This window comes from Emticicia sp. GW821-FHT11C11, from assembly GCF_058808615.1.
The window spans coordinates 394,682-417,179 of record NZ_JBXARV010000003.1 but is presented as its reverse complement, the minus strand read 5'-3'; the positions used below and the strand labels follow the sequence as shown (position 1 = coordinate 417,179).

General features: G+C 39.1%; 13 protein-coding genes. 8 read left to right on the top strand and 5 right to left on the bottom strand.

What is annotated here, in order from left to right; translation table 11 throughout:
* Positions 1-172: 172 nt before the first annotated feature.
* The 3 genes from AC1RRY_RS16890 to AC1RRY_RS16880 all read left to right on the top strand — a co-directional run bounded on the left by AC1RRY_RS16890 (position 173) and on the right by AC1RRY_RS16880 (position 2,417).
* On the top strand, positions 173-847 hold the full coding sequence (locus AC1RRY_RS16890; protein WP_492822457.1) for a response regulator transcription factor: 675 nt from the start codon (positions 173-175) through the stop codon (positions 845-847).
* Positions 844-2,130, top strand: coding sequence for a sensor histidine kinase (locus AC1RRY_RS16885; RefSeq protein ID WP_492822459.1), 1,287 nt, complete (start codon positions 844-846; stop codon positions 2,128-2,130). Before AC1RRY_RS16890 ends, AC1RRY_RS16885 begins: the two co-directional genes overlap by 4 nt.
* A gap of 86 nt (positions 2,131-2,216) precedes the next feature.
* Entirely contained in the window at positions 2,217-2,417 is a 201-nt protein-coding gene (locus AC1RRY_RS16880; RefSeq protein WP_492822461.1) for a hypothetical protein, read from the top strand.
* Positions 2,418-2,445: 28 nt separating this feature from the next.
* Here the strand turns inward: AC1RRY_RS16880 and AC1RRY_RS16875 are convergent, their stop codons facing one another.
* The 5 genes from AC1RRY_RS16875 to AC1RRY_RS16855 all read right to left on the bottom strand — a co-directional run bounded on the left by AC1RRY_RS16875 (position 2,446) and on the right by AC1RRY_RS16855 (position 8,248).
* Positions 2,446-3,348, bottom strand: a complete 903-nt coding sequence (locus AC1RRY_RS16875) for an N-acyl homoserine lactonase family protein (RefSeq protein WP_492822463.1) — start codon at positions 3,346-3,348, stop codon at positions 2,446-2,448.
* A gap of 105 nt (positions 3,349-3,453) precedes the next feature.
* Entirely contained in the window at positions 3,454-3,930 is a 477-nt protein-coding gene (locus AC1RRY_RS16870) for a cupin domain-containing protein (protein ID WP_492822465.1), read from the bottom strand.
* Positions 3,931-3,998: 68 nt separating this feature from the next.
* Positions 3,999-5,222, bottom strand: coding sequence for a PQQ-dependent sugar dehydrogenase (locus AC1RRY_RS16865; protein ID WP_492822467.1), 1,224 nt, complete (start codon positions 5,220-5,222; stop codon positions 3,999-4,001).
* Between the two features lie 38 nt (positions 5,223-5,260).
* Complete coding sequence (locus AC1RRY_RS16860; protein WP_492822469.1) at positions 5,261-6,085, bottom strand: SMP-30/gluconolactonase/LRE family protein; 825 nt, start codon at positions 6,083-6,085, stop codon at positions 5,261-5,263.
* Between the two features lie 30 nt (positions 6,086-6,115).
* Positions 6,116-8,248 carry a pyrroloquinoline quinone-dependent dehydrogenase gene (locus AC1RRY_RS16855; protein ID WP_492822471.1) on the bottom strand — a complete coding sequence of 711 codons (2,133 nt, stop codon included), beginning with the start codon at positions 8,246-8,248 and terminating at the stop codon, positions 6,116-6,118.
* Positions 8,249-8,432: 184 nt separating this feature from the next.
* Between AC1RRY_RS16855 and AC1RRY_RS16850 the strand changes: the two genes are divergently transcribed.
* The 5 genes from AC1RRY_RS16850 to AC1RRY_RS16830 all read left to right on the top strand — a co-directional run bounded on the left by AC1RRY_RS16850 (position 8,433) and on the right by AC1RRY_RS16830 (position 22,313).
* Positions 8,433-9,326, top strand: coding sequence for a helix-turn-helix domain-containing protein (locus tag AC1RRY_RS16850; RefSeq protein WP_492822473.1), 894 nt, complete (start codon positions 8,433-8,435; stop codon positions 9,324-9,326).
* Between the two features lie 34 nt (positions 9,327-9,360).
* Positions 9,361-9,852 carry a cupin domain-containing protein gene (locus AC1RRY_RS16845; RefSeq protein WP_492822475.1) on the top strand — a complete coding sequence of 164 codons (492 nt, stop codon included), beginning with the start codon at positions 9,361-9,363 and terminating at the stop codon, positions 9,850-9,852.
* A 1,190-nt stretch (positions 9,853-11,042) separates the two neighbouring features.
* The gene (locus AC1RRY_RS16840) at positions 11,043-13,229 is read left to right on the top strand and encodes an autotransporter outer membrane beta-barrel domain-containing protein (RefSeq protein WP_492822477.1); all 2,187 of its coding nucleotides are present in this window, start codon (positions 11,043-11,045) and stop codon (positions 13,227-13,229) included.
* 111 nt (positions 13,230-13,340) lie between these two features.
* On the top strand, positions 13,341-21,932 hold the full coding sequence (locus AC1RRY_RS16835) for a DUF6443 domain-containing protein (RefSeq protein ID WP_492822478.1): 8,592 nt from the start codon (positions 13,341-13,343) through the stop codon (positions 21,930-21,932).
* A gap of 3 nt (positions 21,933-21,935) precedes the next feature.
* Entirely contained in the window at positions 21,936-22,313 is a 378-nt protein-coding gene (locus AC1RRY_RS16830; protein WP_492822480.1) for a hypothetical protein, read from the top strand.
* Positions 22,314-22,498 lie beyond the last annotated feature (185 nt).

The window sequence follows — 22,498 nt, the reverse complement described above, 5'->3', positions numbered from 1 at the left end:
AAAGACGCATTGTTAATCTGGTTTTCTTTTATGAAACGTTAACTGAGAGAGAGAGTTTTACTAACTGTATTTTGTTGAAAAAATCCTGAGATAATTGAGAAACAATGTGTTTACATCTTATTTTTCTTTATATTCTAAATTAATTCAGAATTGGGATTATATTTTTGTCGGTATGAAGATACTGGTTATAGAAGACGAAAAAGAACTGGCACAAAACATTGCCGATTATCTGGAAGCAGAAAAATATCTTTGCGAATTTGCAGCTACTTACGAACAGGCAATCGAAAAAATACATCTGTACGATTATGACTGCATATTGCTTGACATTATGCTGCCTGGTGGGAATGGTTTACAAATTCTGCGCGCCATTAAAGAGCAAAATAAACAAGATGGTGTCATAATCATTTCGGCTAAAAATGCCTTGGATGATAAAGTAGCAGGCTTGAAATTAGGCGCAGATGATTACCTTGCTAAGCCTTTTCATTTACCTGAGCTATCGGCTCGTATTTATTCGTTGATGCGTCGTAAGCAATTCAACAATGCAAACATCATTGAACAAAAAGAGCTACAGATTGATGTATTGGCAAAGGAGGTAAAAGTGAATAATGAGATAGTAAACCTGACTCGTAAAGAGTTCGGACTCTTATTGTTTTTTATCGGCAATAAAAATCGTGTCGTATCAAAAAGTGCATTGGCCGAATACCTCTCGGGTGATATTGCAGATATGCTTGATAACTACGATTTTATCTATGCACACATTAAAAATCTAAAGAAGAAACTCACCGATGCGGGCTGTGGAAATTATCTGAAAACCATCTATGGTACTGGATACAAATGGGAAATATGAGCAAATTATTAAATAAACCCTTACGCGTTTTTACACTCTATGCTTTAATCATACTTATCCTAAGTATTCCGGCGTACTATTGGGTAGTTGATACGATATGGTTAAATGAAATTGATGTTCATAATAAAACTGTTGAAGGGCATATAAAAGATGGCTTTAAAAGTATCAATCTTAGCAGCGATCAGATTGATGAGGCGGTTAATGTCTGGAGTCAGATTCAACCAGGAATAAAAATCAGGTCGGCTCAATCTTCTGAAATTAAGAAAGATAGCGTTTATGAAGTCATCAGACCTAATAAATATGCAAATGAGATCGGCGAGCGTTTCAGAGGAATTTCGACCTACTTTTATATTCAGGGCAAAGCCTACCATTTAATGGTTGAAACCAACGTGGAAGAAACCCACGAAACCGTGATTGCCATAGCAATTGTTACAATTTTGTTCTTTAGTTTACTGGTTATCGGCTTTATAGTTCTTAACAGAAAAATTGCCACACAGATATGGCAACCATTTAAAAACACATTGAATCAACTTAAAATATTTGATCTCAATAGTCATAAATCCATACAACTGACAACTTCAGATATTGAAGAATTTGAAGAGCTAAATCAGGTGCTTACCAAACTGATAGATAACAACATTGCGGTCTACAATCAGCAAAAGCAATTCACTGAAAATGCTTCACACGAATTACAAACACCATTGGCATTATTAAAATCGAAAATAGATTTATTACTACAGGATAAAAGTCTCGGCGAGAAGCAACTGGAGTTAATTTCAACTCTGAATACTCCATTGGCAAGAGTATCACGCATCAATAAAAATCTTTTATTGCTGGCAAAAATAGAAAACCATCAATATGCCGATGAACAAAGCGTACACGTAAATCAGTTACTGGATGAAAATATAGAAATCTTGTCAGACTATGCCACGAATAAGCAAATCCGCATTGAGAATCTCATCAAAGAGCCGGTTATAGTTAAAGGAAACAAACACTTACTGGAAATCATGCTTACTAATTTGTTGGTTAATGCCATCAGACATAACCATGAGAACGGAATAATTGGAATTGATTATCAGGCTCCTGTTTTCAACGTCTATAATTCCGGTACAGAATCATTAAATAACAATACTTTATTTAAGCGATTTGTATCAGCCTCAGCTCAGTCACCCAATAGCGGTTTAGGCTTATCTATTGTTAAAGAAATCTGTAATCGGTACAACTGGTTAATCACTTATACTTTCACCAACAATCAGCATCATTTTTCTATCACTTTCCAATAAATTCAAAACTTCTACAAAATGGGGTTGCTAATTTGCATGTGCATGCCGATGTACATAAGAATATAATTCAAAATTACGACCATCAAATGAAGCATTTAATTTTATTACTTTTTCTGACTCCGCTAATCAGCCTTGCACAAATATCAGGTGTAAGCATTTCAGGGAATGTAAAAGTAAGCGGCACCATACCCCTGCCCAAGAAGATAGATGCGCCCTTTGTAGCCGGATATCTGGCACCGGATATTGCTATACATTGGAGTTGGGATGCATCAATACTGTCAGTATGAGCTTGTTGCTGTGTTAGAATTTCTAATGCTATTCATAGTAATCAGGTGCTTTTCTAAGCTTAGCATTTGCACCAAAATCGTGTTGAATCCAAAGCTGTGCATTTTCCTTTTTCAGAAATGCATCAATATCTTTTCTGGAAGACCTTGTTTGTTCCTGGTTGAATTCAATTGTTGGTATTCTGCCTAAAACCCTCTCTTCCGGATAATGATAAAGATCGCCGGATAAAACAATATTTCCTGTCTTTGCCAATTTTACATATAAAACCTGATGCCCCGATGTATGCCCGGGTGCGGCTTTAATAATAACGGTTCCATCCCCAAATACATCATGTTGATCTGTAGTAATCATTTGCGTTTTACTATTTTTGAGAGCAGAATAAGTCGAAGGTACGGTTGCCCCGGGAGGTTGTTTGGCAAACATCAAATCAAATTCATTTTGTCGTACAAGCCACGTGGCGGTTGAAAATTCATTGGCGTTCGCTGTGTGATCATAATGGTAATGGGATAAGGCAAGATAATTTATATTACTGGGTGAATAGCCGACTTCTGCCAATTGCATTTTAAGGGGTTTGGTCAAAGTGATGTCACGTTGGCCATTGGGTAGAACCAATTTGTATGAAACAGGAGAACGGTTAAAATTCCAGGACGCATCGGGTACTGCTCCGGTGTCCCACATTAATGTTCCTTTTGGATGTACAATAAGATAACATGGTATAGCCATTCTGCTAATGGCTACTTCATTGCTTTCCAAACCAAGTCTTTTAGTATCTATATTTTCAAATGTACCGCAATCAAAAATATAGAGCTTTATCGGAGATTTATGAGTTGAACCTACGGTTATCTTTACAGACTCCGTATCAGGCTCTACGAATGAAGCTATGCTAGCAGCAACAAAGACAAAAAATACAGATGTGAATAATTTAGTATTCATATAAATTTTTTACAGCGTTTATTTTATTTCTATAATATAAAGCTAGCATCGAAATCTTGTCCTTTATTCTTAAAATGAATACTCTTGCAAACCGACCCAAAAGTATCAATTGGAAGATTTATACTCCTGATCCGTTACCGGAGGACCAGAAGTAACACCACCTTTATCTAAATTTGGTGTGGCTACTGTGTGCGCCATGGGGCCATCGGGGGTGGCTCCATGCCAATGCATGACACCGGGAGCACAAATTACCGCTTCACCCTGAGCAATAACTTGCTTAGGTTTTCCTTTTTCCTGATACCACGCCGTACCTGAAACTACAACAATAATTTGTCCACCAGCATGAGAATGCCATATGGTACGCACACCTGCCGGAAAACTAACTTTCGATACGCCACAGTTAATTTCCGGTACTGCGGGTAGCCTGCTTACTGAAGCACTACCACCTGTAAAAAAACCTCCGCCTTGTCTTTGTGCTGGTTGAGTTGCCACAGTTGAATCTCGACCCGCTTGCGCGCTTACATATCCAGGAATAACATATACTATTAAGCTAATAATAAAAAGTATGAGGAAATTCTTCATAAAATGTGTATTTTTTTGATGAGGACTCGTTTAGAATACTTATATAAAGTGCTTCGTTATTGCTTTTTTTACTTACCAATTCGATACAGTTTACCGCTATCGGTAACCCCATATAATGCACCGTCTTTTCCTGTGGCTAAAGAACGCCAACGTTCGCCCTTATCGCTTAATAATCGTTCTTCTGCGACCACCTTATCGTCTTTAATGATAAGCCTGATGATATGAACGCCACTTAAACAAGCGACAAATAGATTACCTTTCCATTCAGGAATCAGGTTGCCTTCGTAAAAGGTTATACCGCATGGCGAAATACTTGGGTTCCAATAATAGATAGGTTGGATCATCCCTTCTTTCTGTTGAATGCCATCTCCAATCGTAAGTTTTTCACCCCGGTATTCAATTCCGTAAGTAATGACAGGCCAGCCATAATTCTGACCGGGCTTAATGATATTAATTTCATCACCTCCACGAGGGCCAAACTCTGATTCCCATATATCTCCTGTAGCCGGATTAATGGTCATCCCTTCGGGGTTTCTTAAGCCATAGGCGTATATTTCGGGTAATGCGCCAGCCTTCTGTGCAAATGGCCCTCCGGGAACTGGCTTTCCGTCTCTTGTGATATGCACGATTTTCCCGGTCGCCGCATCGAGGTCTTGTGCTTTGACACGCATTTCAACGGCGCTGCGATCGCCAGTACTTACAAACAGGTTTCCTTGTTTATCAAAAACAATTCTTGAACCGAATTGCAGATTCTTGCTACTGGTAGCAGGTATAGCGCGATAAATTACTTTCACATTTTCAAGCTTACTGTAATCAGCTGATAAAACACCTTTGGCAACAGCTAACAGAAAACCCTCCGGCACTTGTTCGGAATAAGACCAGAATAATGTTCGGTCTTTAGCAAATGAAGTATCAAAATTCAGATCAAGCATACCTCCCTGGTAACCTGCGGCTACAGGTGGCACTCCTGCAACATCTCTATCAAAACTACCATCGGCTTTCAGTATACGTATAGCCCCGTTCTTCTCTGTAATAATAAACCGACCATCAGGCAGACAACGTAATGCCCATGGTGATTTCAATTCACTATTAATCACGGTGGCACTAATTTTTGTTTGCGTTTGTGCGCCCGGCGCTCTTGTCTGACCCATGAAAGCAGGCTTGTAATCGGCAGTCGGGGGTAGTGTTTCTACTGGAGGTAAAGTTTGTGCCACAGATGGCAATAAACCAAGGTACAAGTAAAATCCTGTTATGGTTCCGACAAATGCTAAGGACTTGATTGGGGTTGTCATGGTAATATGCAATAAATGTGAATTTTAAGTGTGCTGAACTAATCTGTAAATTTATAAGCAATAACCATTTTGGCTAGTGTGGGCACATAAATCATATTGGTTGCCGGATCAAAACCGATATCTCCTGAGTTGGATTTGGATGTCCCTTGACGGGTGTCAAGCATGACCTGTTTCGATCCGTCAGCTTTCAGATAATAAATTATACCACTATAGATAGATACAATGAACTCATCCGACTTTACCATTTCAACCCCATCAGGAAATGCTTCCAGGCCAGTAACCAAACTCGTCAAATTTTTATTGGAATCAGCTTTTTGAAGCGAATTGTTGGCCAATATGTACAGGTTATTATCTCTCGCGAATAAACCATTGGCACTCGTCATGTTGTCAAGGTATAAAGAGGCTTTTTCGTTTTCAATCCGATAGACTTTATTGCCTCTAAAGTCGCTTACATAAACAATCCCTTTGTCATCAACTGTTATATCATTCAACAGTTGAGCCCCGTCTACTGGTATACGTTTCATAATAGCGGCTTTGTCTATGTCTATTACAGCCACAGTTGTCGGCTCGGCAGCATATAATAAATTTTTATACAATCCGAGCCCCTTAGTAGCTGTAAGACCCTTTATCCATTCTTTGTCAATAATCTTTCCATCCAAGCCAACTTTACTTATAAAACCGGTATTATCTTTGCCCCTAATTCCAATGTTAGATACGTACAAAATCTTAGCTTTGGAATCGAATTTTACAGACTCAGGTATAAGTAAAGTGGTGTCTGTCTGCCAGATTTTTTCTAACTTTTTCTGCGCAAGCACCTCATTTGAAGAAAGGCTACAAAGCACAATGAAAATTATTTGTCTCATATTTTATTGTTGTTAATTGGAATAATCCTGTTACTTGCCTGGTAAGGCAAAAGTCATAATCGACCCCGACGGGTTTTCGGCAGTACCTCCCACTATCAGAGATACATATTGTACACCTTTCACCTGATAAGTACTTACGTTCGCATTGTTGTTGGATGGCAGGGTTGTTTCCCACAACAACTTGCCTGTTTTCTTGTCAAATGCTCTCAATTTTTTATCCAGTGAGCCTCCGATAAACAACAAGCCCCCTGCTGTAATTGTCGGACCCGATTTACCTTCCATCCCTGTATTATTTTCTCTCTCTACATTTAGTTTTGGGTCAAAACCAAGGGGTATCTGCCAGTCATACTCACCTGTTGAAAGGTTGAGGGCATTGAGTGTACCCAGCGGCCCTTTTATGGCCGGATTCCCGCTTGGGTCTTTCCATGTCCTGTATCCGGTCCGATTGGCATATCGTTCTTTGGTTTCACCCGCTACTTCTATTAAGGTTTTGTCTTCTACTTCAAATAAAAATTTGATAATCGCATCCTCTTCTTTTTCATTCAATATCCCTTTATAGGCAGGCATCTGACCACCGCCAATTCTGATTTTCTCTAAAACTAATGCCTGGGTTTTGGTCTTTTTCAGGTTTACCAGTGAAGGGAAAGTACCTGGGATACCTTTGAGGTCTTGTCCATGGCAAGCAACACAATGCTTTTGATAAATTGTCTTACCGTATTCTGTTACCGTCTGAGTAGTAGGCTCTGTTTTTAACTTTGACATGGTAATGATGTCGGGAGCTTCATTTGATCGGATATATAAATGGGTAGTAACTGGGTCAAAAGCCGAACCACCCCATTCTGCTCCGCCACGAGTCCCCGGAAACATAATGGTTTCTTTAGTCAAATCCGGAGGCGTAAATAAGCCTTCATTACGCATGGCTCTGAATTGCTTCAGTAAAGCTTCATGGTCTTTGTCTGAATAATGCGTCAGATCGTTTTCAGTAATCAGTTGTCGCGCAAAAGGCTTAGGTTTTAATGGGAAAGGCTGGGTTAGATTAGCTTCCTCACCCGGAATATTTGAAGCCGGTACAGGTCTTTCTTCTATAGGAAAAAGTGACTTGCCATTGTCTCGGTTCAATACAAACACAAATCCTTGTTTTGACGTTTGAGCGACAGCATCTATTTTCTTTCCTCCTTGATTTACTGTTACCAGATTGGGTGGAGAGGGCAAATCATAGTCCCAGATATCGTGATGTACTGTCTGAAAATGCCATTTGTATTTGCCTGTAGCCGCATCTAAGGCTAACACACAGTTACCATATAAGTTTGTTCCTTTTCTATCTGCCCCATAAAAATCATAAGTTGGCGAACCCAGCGACATGAACACCATACCTCTTTTAGCATCTATAGCCATCCCTGCCCAACTATTAGTACCACCATTAATTTTATGAGCTTCCGGCGGCCAGGTATCATACCCTTTCTCACCGGGTTTAGGAATGGTATGAAATGTCCATACTAATTTACCAGTCATGCAATTATAAGCACGGATATAGCCCGGAGGAGCACCATAAAAATCGGCAAGTCGAGAGCCGACTATGATAAGGTTTTTGTAAATAATGCCAGGCGAAGACATGGAAACCTGAATTTTTTCAGGAGCGTCCCGCAACCCATAGTTCATGTTCACTTTTCCATTCTGACCAAAAGTTGATATCGGTTTCCCGGTTTTAGCATCAAGGGCAATCAGAAAATTAGCGGCCGAGAACAGAATACGCTTATCGTTGCCACTGGCCCAATAAGTTACAGCCCGGTTTCTGCCACCTATATCTTTACCGTCATTTGGGTCATAAGACCAGAGGAGCTTCCCCGTAGCGGCATCGTTGGCATAGACCCATGTATTGGTAGAGGTAGAATACATTACGCCATCAACAATTATCGGGTTACATTGAATATTATCAGCAATCCCGGATTTTTTATCCGTAAAATCGAATTTCCAGGCAAGTTTTAGTTGGTCAACATTATTGACGTCAATCTGAGTCAAAGGAGAATAACTGCTGCTGTTAGCATCAGCTTTGTAGGTGCCCCAGCCATTATCTTCCGGTTTTTGCGCAATCCATGCAACCAGTAGAAAGCTTATAGAAACAATAAGGCCAACCAGTATTATTTGAATGGTGTGTTTTTTCATAGAAGATTCGATTAGTAATCAGATAAATAGAATCTAAAGTTTTACAAAGTTCCTGAAGTTTCATTTAAGCAGTTGTATACAGATTACGGTATTCTGTATCAAAATCACTGATTAATAGCGTTGCTGATGGAGAAGTCACTCTTAAAGTATAAATTTGTAAGACATCCTTATAAGAAAGAAGCCTATGGATAGTATCATGCGGTTTGATACCATTGCTGATTACAATACCTTTAACAAACAGCAAACTTTTCATCCGCTGGTTAGTATTGTTCACCTGGATAATGCAGACCCCAGACAATACCGGCGTTTCAGCTACGACTTTTATATAGTATTCTTTAAAAAATCTGATTGCGGCGACCTGAGGTATGGGTGCAAAAATTATGATTACCAGGAAGGAACATTGATTTTTCTGGCACCCGGTCAGGTAATTGGGTCTAATAAAGAAGAATATTACCAACCCCAGGGTCTGGCATTAGCTTTTCACCCGGATCTGATTCACGGCAGTCTCCTTTGGCGGCACATGAGTGATTATACATTTTTCTCTTATGAGGCCAATGAGGCACTGCATGTATCTGAAGAAGAGAAACAAATCGTACTGGATTGTTTTTCGAAAATCGAATATGAATTAAAACAAGTGAATGATAAACACAGCCGGAAGCTTATTATAGCCAATATCGAACTCTTTCTTGACTATTGTATACGCTTTTATGAAAGGCAGTTTGTTACCCGCAACAATGTGCATAAAAGCATCATAGAAAAACTTGAAGACTTATTGAATGCGTATTTTCAATCAGATAAACCACACACATTGGGCTTGCCAACAGTAGGATACTGTGCCTCTCAACTGCATTTATCGACTAATTATTTTGGAGACCTGGTTAAGAAAGAAACGGGCAAATCGGCTCAGGAATACATTCAATTGAAAATAGTAGATATGGCCAAAAAAAGGATATTTGGTTCTGATAAATCTGTTAGTGAAATTGCCTATGAATTAGGGTTCAGGTACCCTCAGCATTTGAGCCGGTTATTTAAGCAGAAGGTGGGATATTCACCCAATGAGTATCGGACGCTTAAATGATGCATCAGTCAAACGTAAAAACCGCACAAATAACATGAAAATCATTACAGCACTTCTGAAAAAAGTGACAATATTTTTATTCGTTTTAATCCCTTATCTGACAAAAGCTCAAATGGCAATAAGTACAGCTAACGACTCGATTTTCCCAAAAGGAGAAAGAGTCTCAACGGCTAATTTTACAGGAGCAGCATGGGTATATAATTTTATAGAGACAGATAGTTCATTCAATATTCCGGTTGTTCATGTAACATTTGAACCGGGAGCAAGAACCTATTGGCATTCTCATGCAGGTGGACAAGTATTGATAGCCGTTGGAGGGATTGGCTACTATCAGGAAAAAGGAAAGCCCATCCGAATACTACGCAAAGGCGATTCTGTTAAATGTCCTTCTGATACGCCACATTGGCACGGCGCTTCGCCTGAAATCGGATTCACTCAAATTGCTGTGACGCCTAATACTGCTCGAGGAAGAACAACATGGTTTCAAAAAGTAACAGAAGAAGAGTACAATAGCTTCAAAAAATAAGATTCACAATGCGTCTAAAATAGCGTCAATCCTTAGCCTCAATTCGTTTGCTAATGAAAGAAAAAACACACAAGTATGGATATTAGAGTACTTTCTTACAAGGAATATCCATCTGTCTTATTGCTGAACGAGCTAGAGAACGAGGATTTAGACGTTCAGGCAAGCGTATTTTGAGTTCTCCATCAAATGCGAGAATACAATATGTTGATGCCTTCAAAGATTATCCTGGTTGGCTATTCCCGAATCAATTCTAGCCAACTGAATCAAACACCTTAAAACCCAAAAAACACCCATCTCTTAGTGCTTTTTTACGGGCTGAACAGGGGCTCGAAGAGAGACGTCGCACCGCCGCGCCCCCCTGCAGGTATTCCAAAATCGTCAAAACAAAAAAAGCACTCATCTCTGAGTGCTTTTTGCGGGCTGAGAGGGCGTACAATCGAACCGTTGGTTCGTTTTTTAACTTTTTTGGACAATATTTTTGAATGTCAGTGATGCGATTTTAATTTAATCTTTAGAGCTAAATAGGTCTTAATAATCTGGAATTTCCATTCATATTGGAGTGAACTGAATATTTGATATTCGCTTATTGTCTTCAGAAAGACGTTCAGAGTTGTGTTGCCATATTAAGGCTAGTCCGTTACAAATTACCCGTTCTTATATAAATTATCAATTGCTGAAGACTAAAAACTTGCAATTTATATATCAATAAAAAATCTAAGTCAACTATTGCATTTAGTAATGTAAAGGCTTTTCTTTGTACAAGTAATGTATTGGAAAAGAAAAATTCAATAACACCTGATTCTATTCTTAATATATTAAAATGCATGTGACTTTTAACAAAATGCTTGTGGCAGAAATAATCTTTTCAAATGACAACTCATAGTATTTAGTGTATTTCCAAAAAGCATTTATTTGTGTCGTGACTGTAAACAAGCTTCATGAACCAATGGTAGATTATTACTTCAAATTTTCGGTATTCATTTAGACGTGGTAATTAGATTTGTTTGAAAATTCTAAGAATTCTCATAACCTGACTTTAAAAGGGTATGACTATTCATTATAGATTATTCAACATTTTAGACTTGTTAAACCTGGGCTCTATTTAAGAAAAGTTTCAGGTAAGAAACAATATTCAATTTTTAAACTAACAACAAATTAGGTGCTTAAACAGGCACTTAGCTGATAAATCTATGAAAAAACTTTTATACCTGATTCTATTTATTACATCCGTTTCGTATGGGCAGGTTTATCAACCGGTAACGTATAACTATAATGGTACACCTACCAATGGTGTTAAAATAAAAACGAATATACCATTCACGGCTGCTGGTTCTATGACCACTATAATAATTGAAGGATATAATCATGGTCTTACAGCCGGAGAAACAATAGGGTTATTGCTTAATTCGTATGTGTACTTTGGTCCTGGAGGTACTCCTCCCAATGCTTTTCAGAGGTATCAGGCATCTTCTTTCGGAAGTTATACCCCTGTAATCAAATTAGCAAATGAGAATGATAAAGTTGTCATTTTTATAGATTCTAAAGATTATTATCAGCGGTTTATGATAAGGGCATTTTCAAAAGGTCAGTCTGAACAAGCTAGCTGGTTTGAGGGGTGGACGGTAGTGGATGAACCCCTTACAGGAAGTGCACAGATGATTGTCGTATACAAAAATCGCTTTAAAGATGAAGTTTTAATAGATGGGAGAGTTGGAATTGGCTCTACTACTCTTACAGGATATAATTTAAGGATGCAAAAATCCATCACTGGTGCTACCACTGCGTATGGTACTTCAAATATAGGAGTTGTTCAGTCAGATGTAACAGCAGCGGCATATATGAATCATACGTCATTAAGTACACAGGCAGCAAGTTTTACATTAGGGTCTGGCTATCATTATGCAGCTAATCAAGGGACAATTGGAGCGGGAAGTGCATTAACTTCCCAGTATGGGTTCTCTGCGGGTTCTTCACTAACAGGAGCTACAAATAATTACGGGTTTTACGGAAACATTCCCGCAGGAACAAATAGATGGAATTTATACATGAATGGAACCGCGGATAACTATATGGCAGGTGGTTTGGGTATTGGTTCTACAGACTTGTCTTCACATTCTTTACGTATTTCTAAGAACATTACGGGTGCAACCGGATCTTACGCCATGTATTCTGATGGAGTTATTCAATCTGACGTAACAAGTACCGGAGTTTATTATAGAACTTATGCAAAAACCGCAGCAGCTTCATTTACTCTTACGGGGCTAGGCCACTACATTGCTGAACAAGGAACCTTTGGTGCGGGAAGTACAGTAACAAATCAATATGGATTTTATACGGGCACTACTTTAACTGGCGCCACAAATAACTATGGATTTTATGGTAATATTCCGTCAGGTACCGGACGTTGGAACACCTATAATGCAGGTACCGCAAACAACTATATGGCGGGTTCTTTAGGAATAGGCTCTCCATATCTTACAGGATATAATCTTAGTATTAGCAAGGCATTAACAGGGGCTACTACGAGTTTCAGTATGGCAAATGCAGCAGTAATTCAATCTGACGTAACAACTAATGCTTACATGTATCATTCAAATATTAGTACTGCAGCAGCAAGCTTTACTGTAGGATCTGTTTATCACTATTCGGCTGGCCAAGGTACATTTGGGGCAGGTAGTACCGTTACTAATCAATATGGTTTCTCGGTAGGTGGTTCATTAGTAGGAGCAGTTAATAATTATGCTTACCATGGGGGCATCAATGAAGGTGCAAACCGTTGGAATTTGTATATGTCCGGAACAGCAAAAAATTATGTAGCAGGGAACCTCGGAATCGCAACTACTGCCCCAAGCGAAAAACTGCACGTTACCGGAAATATTCTTACGTCAGCAAAAATCGGATTGAATAATGATATAGCCAATCATTATATAGGCGGTATCTCTAACGGGATTGAATATAGACCAGCCAGTATCGGGAAATTCAATTTCACGAGTGGCAATGGCTCCTGGCTATTTGAAAATGGTAACGTAGGTATTGGTTCAGCAACGATACCTGTCGGATACAAACTAGCTGTTACCGGGGGCATAATTACTGAAAAAATAAAAGTGAAGAAACAAGTAAGCGGAGCCTGGCCAGACTTTGTGTTCAATGCGGATTATAAACTGCCTAGCCTGGAAGAGGTTGAACATTTCGCGAAACAAAATAAACACCTGCCGGAAATTCCATCCGCTAAAGAAGTAGAAAAAGAGGGGCAAGATCTGGGAGAAATGAACAGACTGCTTTTGAAAAAAGTAGAAGAATTGACCTTATACATGATTGAACAAAATAAAGAAATAAAGGCGCTAAAATTAAAAGTTGAACAACTAGAGAAAAAATAAACGCATAACGCGAGTAGGAGAGGATTTGATTTTACTATCTGCATCATGAAAAATATTAGACCTAAACACGTATTTAGTTCAATTTTAGTTTTTTTTCTTCTTGTTAGTTTTATGCCTTTGAAAGAGGCCAAGATATTTACCAAAGAAGAACTACTTACAAGTAATTACAATACAATAGTACCTGATTCTACCCCCAGCAAAGGCTATTCTATGGAATTGGCAGAGTCAGTTTCTATTGATTCAGATATAAGACAATCCATTCTTGATAATTCGGTTTCAAAAGATATTGATTCTTCCTCATTTAACACTTCAATTAATGAGCCGAGAGAAGTTAATAGTATAAAACCCATTAAACCTTTACCAATAAGACCCCTTCCGGCTATCTCTAAAGAAAGGCTGCTTACAAGTAAATTACTACAGATAAGCAACGGAGATGATGATAATCAAGAGTATTACAAGTATGATTCGGTAGCGCAGAATTTTAGAAAAACAGAAATTGTTGATAATCGCTTTGGTTTTGATCCGGTTAGGTTCAGATTAAGTACGAATAAAGATTCTGTAGTAGCCGGCGAAGAGTTTGAGATAAGAATAACTGCAGAGTATATAGATGTAAGCCCAAGGTTGATATTCCAGTTTGAAAACGCGAATGAGTTTACCCTGAAAATGCTTTTACCAGCAGGTTTTGTACAGACTGGCGGTACTTATTATGACCTTATACAAGGGAAAGTAGATAAAAATAACCCTAAACAGGAGTTTACTATTAAAGGTTTTTTTGAAAATGCTAATACAGAAAATAGTTTTGAGCTTTTGAGAAACAATGGCGGGGGAATAGCAAATAATTACTTCATAAAGAAAGCTTCGGTTAAAGTAAACTTTAAAAAAGACGTTTCAATAGCCGATAATTCACGTTATAATTTAATCAACGCTACGCCCACTCTGACAATAACCTATTATCGAATAGAGGGAAGCCCGACGGATACTTGCGGAGGTACCTGGAGTATAAATATTAGAAACTGTCCCGTTCCTACAAGTTTAAATGGTAAAATTACAACTGAAGATGAGTTAAAAGCTTCTATTGATATAGAAATGTGGGATATAGATGCAAATAATCCAAATAATCAAACCTTCCGTCCAGCCCCAAATGTTTATGAAGCGTTAATTTTTAACTCTGGCAATATTCTGTTAACGAATGATACATTAAATCATACTTTTTCAGGTTTATCTTATCCTTGTTATGATTGCGCTATTGCTGAATCACTTATAAGAAAAGTAAAAATAACCTGTAAAGGTGCCGGAAATCTCTCTGCTGAGGACACTACCACAACGATAACCAGATTTAAAAAACTAAGACCAAACTCTCCTACTATATCAGGCACTTCAAGTTCTGTGCAACAGGGCACCCCATTTACGCTAATAGCAAGTTGCGGCAGTAATAGCGTGGTTTGGGAAGATAATAATATTGAATCTGCACAGAGAATTATTCAGACTGCGAGTAAATCGCCCGGAACTTATGAGTATCGAGCTAAATGTGTAACTAATAGTAACTGCGAAAGTGACTGGAGTTCTTATGCTGTGAACATTACAAGTAATACTGGTTGTGGTGATTTTACGCTCTTTGCAAACTCAAATGCAACTGCCAGTCAATGCGGGGTATCAGTAGGTGATCCTTTAATTCTTTATGGGGGCATAGAGGGCGGGGCATCTTATGATGCCATAGAATGGAAACGTAATGGCACAATAATAAGTACTACAGCAGCCTTTACGGTAAAAGAACATGCTTCACTGGATGACAGCGGCACCTATATTTTAAGATTATTGAAAAATGGCGTATGGTGTGAAAAAGAAATTACATTAACTGTGTGTCCTTGCAGCTTTTCTGCAGTACCTATGTATACGTTCACAGGTAATGCTACCGCCGGAACTACTACCCTATATTCAAGTTATAATTGCCCTACCTGCGCTCACACGTGGACTTTACCCGACGGAAGTACAAGGAATGTAACAGGTTTCAGCCTTGTAGATGGGCAGCGGATGAATGGTACGTATACATTGTCTGTTGTTAATAGTGGTTGTACTTCCGGTGGTTCAATTGAAATCCGGACTCCGTTGACCCCTAATTATCAGGCAAGTATCAGTAATGCTTTTTGCGATAATGTAAGTGGCTGGATAAGTGATTCCAACAATCCTGGGTTGACGATTAATCCTGTTACGATTGAATACAAAAATATAACTACCAATGGTAGTGTTGTAAATGTTAGTGTACCTGTAGCTAGCTATGGGTATTTTAGTTTCCCCTGGACTCTCCCTCCCAACAATAAATATGAGGTAAAAGTAAAAGACCCCAGTGGACAATACATATGGCCTTATCATATCAATCCGGTCATTATACAGTGTTGTACGCTGGCTCTGGATTCTAATCACGACTCTCAGACAACCTGTAATGTGGCTACTCGTAAAGCAAAACATGTGGTGTATCTTACCGGGCATTCAACTTCCAACGTTTTACAGTATCGTTTATATAAAAAGACCTATAGTACAAGTAATTTCGGGACATACGAACCTGTCGATAATAATTGGACAAGCATTGCATCAGGTATAGATGTGTCATCTATTGAAATAGTTGACCTGGAAAGAGGTTATTATAAGCTGGAAATCGTTGAAGGAGCTTCGTTGGAAAACGTCGGTTGTAAGATTTTAACCGAATTTTCGATCGACTGTAAAGACGAAGTGGTAGGAGACTGCGGTAAAGCTCCGTTAATTACTGCCGCACCTAATGAGATAATCAGTGAAAGGGCAGGGCTTTTACCAACTTTATATGCTGAACCAGTAAGTTTTAGCTCTAATACACCTACAGGCTTAGGTTATGTTGCGTACTTAAATGGCAGCAATAGTATTCAATTAGGGACACACGCTGGTACTCAGTCAAATACTTTTGAAGCCTGGATTAAAGCCGAAAATAATAAAAATATTACAACAGGCTATATAGGCCCGGGTGAAAAGCACAGAACTTTTCTCGGATACTTTAAAAGAGAAGTTCGTTCGGCCAATGGCACTCCTTATGAGGTAACATTCTTAAATACACTCTCAGTAGGTTCGAATGGTATTACATTAATTGAAGAAATACCTCATATTAGTAATTCAAGAAGAGTAGCTATTTCAGTAATCAGAACAATGACCGGGTGGAATCATATTGCTTTAGTATATAGAAACCACACGCCTGAATTATATATAAATGGAATTCTAGTGGGACAGGCTAATCAGAGTATTTTTTCTATTTATGATGTTCAGTCACCTGATACATACGAAACTTATATAGGATATGATCAAAATAAGGGATATGTAGGTATGATAGACGAGATAAGGCAATGGTTCAGTACCTTGGGGGCTACTCCTGCGCTAACTTCTCAGACATTAACTGAATATGCCGAAAGCAGAAACAATGTGCCGGCGATTTCATTAGAAAAATACTGGGCATTTGAAAACAGCGATAAAACTAAAAGTGTTGCCAATAATAATTATAACCATATTGTATTTGGAGGTAACGTACAGATTGTAACCATACCCGCAAATGAGGACAAGGCTCCACAAAAACAGGATTATAAATGGTTTCTGAACGGATTGCAAGTAGGTTCAGGCTCGTATTACACCATACCACAAAATGCAGTAAGTGGTAGTAACCAGAACTTTGTACTAAGATATACAGGTGCCAACGGAACAACCTGCGAAACATATAAACCCATTCAAATACAAAAATGCGTGAGTATAACCCCAACCGCAACTCAGAATGTTTGTGAGGGTACACCAATAACACTAACTGCAACTTCTAATGCTTTTTGGTATAAGGAAGGGTCATCAATTCCTCTGAATCAATCTGCCAGTGCAACTTTTGTAGTACCCGGAAGTATTGATGCAGATGGGGTTTATTACGCTAAAACTTCCGGTTGTGTGCTGGGTAGCGACGAAAGTGAACGGGTTGAAATAAAGCATGCTCCGGTATCTAAAATTGAGGCTGTTGCCGAATCAAATCCGGCGCAGTCGGGTAGAAATGTAGTCCTGACGGGAAAAGTAGTTGGTGATAATCCGAATGAAGTAACTTATAGCTGGACCGGCCCGAGTGGTTTTTCATCTTCTCAGATAAGACCTGTTTTAACGGGTGTAACAAAGACTGCCAATGAGGGTACTTATACATTTACTATTACCGAACTAACACAAAATTTATCGTGCACCAGTTCTTCAACCGTAAAATTACTTGTAAATAATTGTGAGGAGCTGAATGTTGAAGCAGTAACAAGTTGTTCAGGCAATCTGGGTAAAATTACAGTAGGAGTTGCAGGAAATACCACTGGACGAACAATTGAGTATAGTCTTGATAACAGTACCTGGCAAACTTCAAATATATTCAATTCATTATTAAGTGGCCCATACAAAGTATACGTCAGGACGCGGGCAAATGGCATACCGGCCGACCAGCCAACTGCTAATGTGTGTTATGCCAATGTGCAGGAAGTAACCATTTCTTGTGGAACGACATGTACCGTACAGAAAAAAGTTAATTATGATCGCTGGAAAGGTATTGAAGGTTCAGATATTAGAGATTTTACGTATCAGTATTTAGTGAACAACGTTTTTAACAAGCCGAAAAGTGACTCTACCTACGCTCCGGACATGACTTCGGCAGAAAAAATGTTCGATATAAGGGATGTCTCTAATCAGTTCTTTATTGCAAGAGTAACAGGCTTTATCTGTCCGCCCGCTACCGGAACTTACAAATTCTATATGCAGGCCGACAATAGCGCCAGGTTGTATTTGAAAAAAGGATCGACTCTTCAGGAAATTATACTGATCCCCGGTCAACCGAATAATCATGAGACCGAATTTGCATCTGACACTGTTACTTTAACTGCCGGAGTAAAATATCAGATAGAGGTACACCATAAACAGAGTGAGAACGAAAGTTTTGTACGCTTAAAATGGCAGTTGGGGTCTGGCATTAAACAATTGGTTTCAGCAGAGTATCTTGATCCGGCTGCAGCACTAGTAGTGGCTGAGTGCCCGGCTTTTGAACTGGCCACTAATCCTAAGATTAACATCAACCTGGCATCAAACGCAGCGCCATATAAGATAGTTGAAGGGTCGTCGGTTAAGTTGATTGCTACCGCTTTAAATGACAATACTTCTGATTTCAAATGGCAGGATATGCAAGTAGCCGCTGCATTATTTGATGACCCCAAAGGTGCCAGCGGTTTAACAGTACGAAACACAAACAGTAATATACCGCTTTATATTCGTCCAGGTAAGACCAGCCCTACTGCGCCATACGAAGATAAGGTTTACAGAGTATCCTATTCCAATAGTACTACCTGCTACAAAGAAATTAAGCTGAGGGTAATTTCAGTAACCTGCGATTGTGAAGGTGGTAATTGTGATGATATAGCGGTTCAGAACCCCGACTTGGTTACTAATTTCCCGTCGGAGAAAAACTATGTGGTTGAAACCACTTATCTGAATGAGAATGCTACGTCTGGTACACAGACGGTTACCTATATGGATGGTTTGGGTAGACCTGTTCAAAAGATAAATATACAGGCAGGGCCGGATAAACAGGATTTAGTACAAGCCATTGAATATGACCCGTTCGGGCGTACGCCTAAAGGCTACTTGCCTTATCCTAAAATAGGCAATGGAGGTAAGTTCGTTGAAAATGCATCTGCCAGCACTACTAACTGGTATAGCACCAATAAGGGCAGTAACAAATCTTATACGCTTACAGATTTTGAAACTTCTCCTTTGAGCCGTGCCTTGAATCAGAAAGGCCCCGGTTATGATGCACAAGAATTAAACGGGAATACTCAGATAGGCTATGGCACCAATGGTAGCGACATCCTGATGTTCACGGTTAGTGGTTCTGCCGTTACAAAAGGTACCTATCCGGCTAATACGTTATTCAAGACTTCATCAGTTGAAACAGCTGATGGTGTCAGTACATTGACTACCTATGAATACAAAGACCGGGACGGAAAAGTGATATGCAAAGACTTAGGCGAACAAAGAACCTATTATGTATATAATGATTTTAATCAACTGGTATGTGTGATACCGCCCGAGGCCTCACTAAGGCTAATAGCGCCCGGATTTGGCTCGTCTTTTAATCTGTTTGATTCCTTAGCTTTCCATGAGTTGCTCTTTCAGTATGAGTTTAATGACAGAGGTTTGATGAGCAAGAAGAAAGTACCGGGTGCTAAAAATGCTGTGACGATGAGCTACGACTCTCGCGACCGCTTAATAAGCACTACTGATTATCGTAACGATGAGCTACTGGTAACGCAGATTAGCTATGATGATTTAAATCGCCAGGTAGCAGTTAGTGAAAAGAAAGGTACCAACGGAACCGAGAAAGTGGTTAAGCAGGTTTTCTATGACAGCCACGATATTATTCCTACTGCTTATAACCTCCCTCTTCATGTTGACAAAAAGCCCGACGGAATGGACTTGAATCTAAAAACCGGCAACCTGAAAGGGCTCATGGTAGGATACTGGGAAGCCATTTATAATCCGGATGGCAGCATTGAGAATAGGGCAGAGAAAGTGTTGCCAACCACTATCTACTATGATAATAAAAACAGGGTCATACAGACGGTAAAGAAAAACCACAAGTATGGCACCGACTATAGCACCACATTACTCGACTTTACAGGCCGGACACTGGCTACGTATCAAAGTGTTGAAAATAAGGGGTCGCTGGTTACAAGAACCAAAACAGGCTATGACTATGGCGGGCGCACAACAGCCTTGTGCCAGAAGATAGATAAAGACACTTACTCTGAGAAATGGCAACCTGTGGCACAATACACCTATAATGACATCGGTGAAATGACGAAGAAGATACTCGGTTGCCGCACACAGGTGGTTGACTACAGCTATAATATCAGAGGCTGGCTGAAATCAATCAATGATCCGTCTGGTTTAAAAGTGGCCGCAACCAAAGAATATGATTTCTTTGGCATGAGCTTAGCTTATACCGCTGATGGAAACATTAAAGAGCAAAAGTATAGAACGGCCATCACCAAAGCCCAATACACCACAACCGGATTGTTTACAGATACTTACGATATTGAACCAAGCCAGGAGTTTGTATTTGACTATAAATATGATAACTTTAAACGTTTGCAAAGTGCCGAGTTGAAGAGAGCAGGGACTTCTGTATTTTTATTAGGCGGGGCAAGTATTAATGACCCGGGGGTGACTTATGATGCCAACGGAAACATCCTGACCATGCAACGCAAGGCCGGGGGTGTAACAGTTGATAATCTTGCCTACGGTTATAATGCTAACAGCCCCAATCAGTTGGCGAGTATTACAGATGGAGGAACCACTACCTACGCTAAAGCCTCTTCTTATGACTATTATACGGATGGTAGCGTGAAAAAAGACGTAGGCCGGGGTATTAATGATGGTGGCATTACCTATAACAACCAGAAGCTGGTTAGTAAAATAGTGGCAAATGGTGTAAATTATGAATATACCTACACCAATGGCGGGCAGAAATTACAGATGTATGACGGCACTAAACGCTATGATTACATAGGCAACGCTGTTTACCTGAATGATACGCTGGAGTTTGTTGGCAATGCTGAAGGAAGATGGATACCGGCTGAGCGACTACGGGTTTATAATGCTAACAAAACGGCAGTGGCATTACCTACTTTGGCTAAATATGGACGATACGAGTACCAACTGAAAGACCATCTGGGCAACCTGCGCACCAGTTGCCGATGTATAGAAAGACCGAATGCCACACAAAGCAACCAGGCTTACCCGACACTGGTGACACAGGAAAACCATTATGACCCATGGGGTGTAGCTATTGAGCAAGAAGTAGTAGCCGATAAAACCAAGCTACCGAGTTTTGAGTTGCGAGACCGCTTTACCTACAACGGCAAAGAATTACAAGGTACCTTGAATTACTTAGACTACGGCGCCCGGATGTATGATGCTACGATTGGTCGTTTTAATACAATAGATCCTCTTTTTGAAAAATTTACTAATACAACCCCGTATAATTACGGCTTTAATAACCCGATACGATTTATTGATCCTGATGGTCGTGAAGGTACAGATTGGGTAGATAGAAAAGGAAAGATATTGTGGGATGAGAAAGTTACCAGCGCAAATGACAAAGACTTGCAAAAAGGTGATAAATATTTGGGGAAAAATGTTTTAGTTGGTACACATAATCGTGATAAAAATTTGAATGAACCCATCAATAGTGCAAAGTTCGAATTGTACTTAGAGAGCGACAAGACTGGTCCCACTGCAGCTATAAATGGTAATACTGTTCCTGCGGATGTCACAAAGTATGGGACATTGAAAGAAGGGACATATCCTGCTGAAGCGGGGAATAGAAGTAAATATCCTAATGAACAGGCATTGATAATTAATGGAGGAAAAGAATTACCAACAGTAAATGGAAACCCGAATGACCCTAAAGGTAAACCTGTAAGTGAACAAACGTTAACTGGAGTATTTTTCCACGCTGGCAATAGTGGACGACCTAGCTTAAGCACTAGCACTGGACGACCTATTTCCGAGGGATGTCAAACAGGACCTAACTGTGCGGGAAGTAAAGAAATGTTTAAGGATTTCATGAATAAAGTTCCAGATGATTTTAAAGGAGTTTATTATTTAAAACCCAAACAAGAGTAATTTATGAAAGTACTTCTGATTTCTATTATTACTTATTCGATACTGAATTATTTTAATAATTGCCTAACTAATTCTGTTTGGATATGTACCGTTGCTGATGCTTGTATAGACTCATTAAAATTTACGAGCAAGAATCAAGTAACTAATTATAGTTGTGAACTAGGATATACTTTCCAGTGCACATATAGTATTTCAAAAAATGTAGTAACAATTACGGAAAAAGACGATTCTCACGGAGGTAAAACAGAATATATAAAAGTTAAATTCATATTAAAGGAGGATGTTTTATATCCTATAAGTAATGAAGAATTAGTTAATGGTAAATGGATAAAGTCTAAAGTGTCAATAGATAAAGGATATATTTTTAAAAAAATTAAATAATCCTGGGTTCGACAATCTGTTCTAAAGCTGTTGGTATGTTCAGTATTCTCTGAACGTTCACTAGAAATTAAAGTAATTTCTAGAATTTAATTTACTGAAATTTTTAAAGAGTTCAAATTAAGGACATTTACTTAACCGCATTCAACTATTACTGTGATCCTGAAATTGAAATATATGAAACCTAT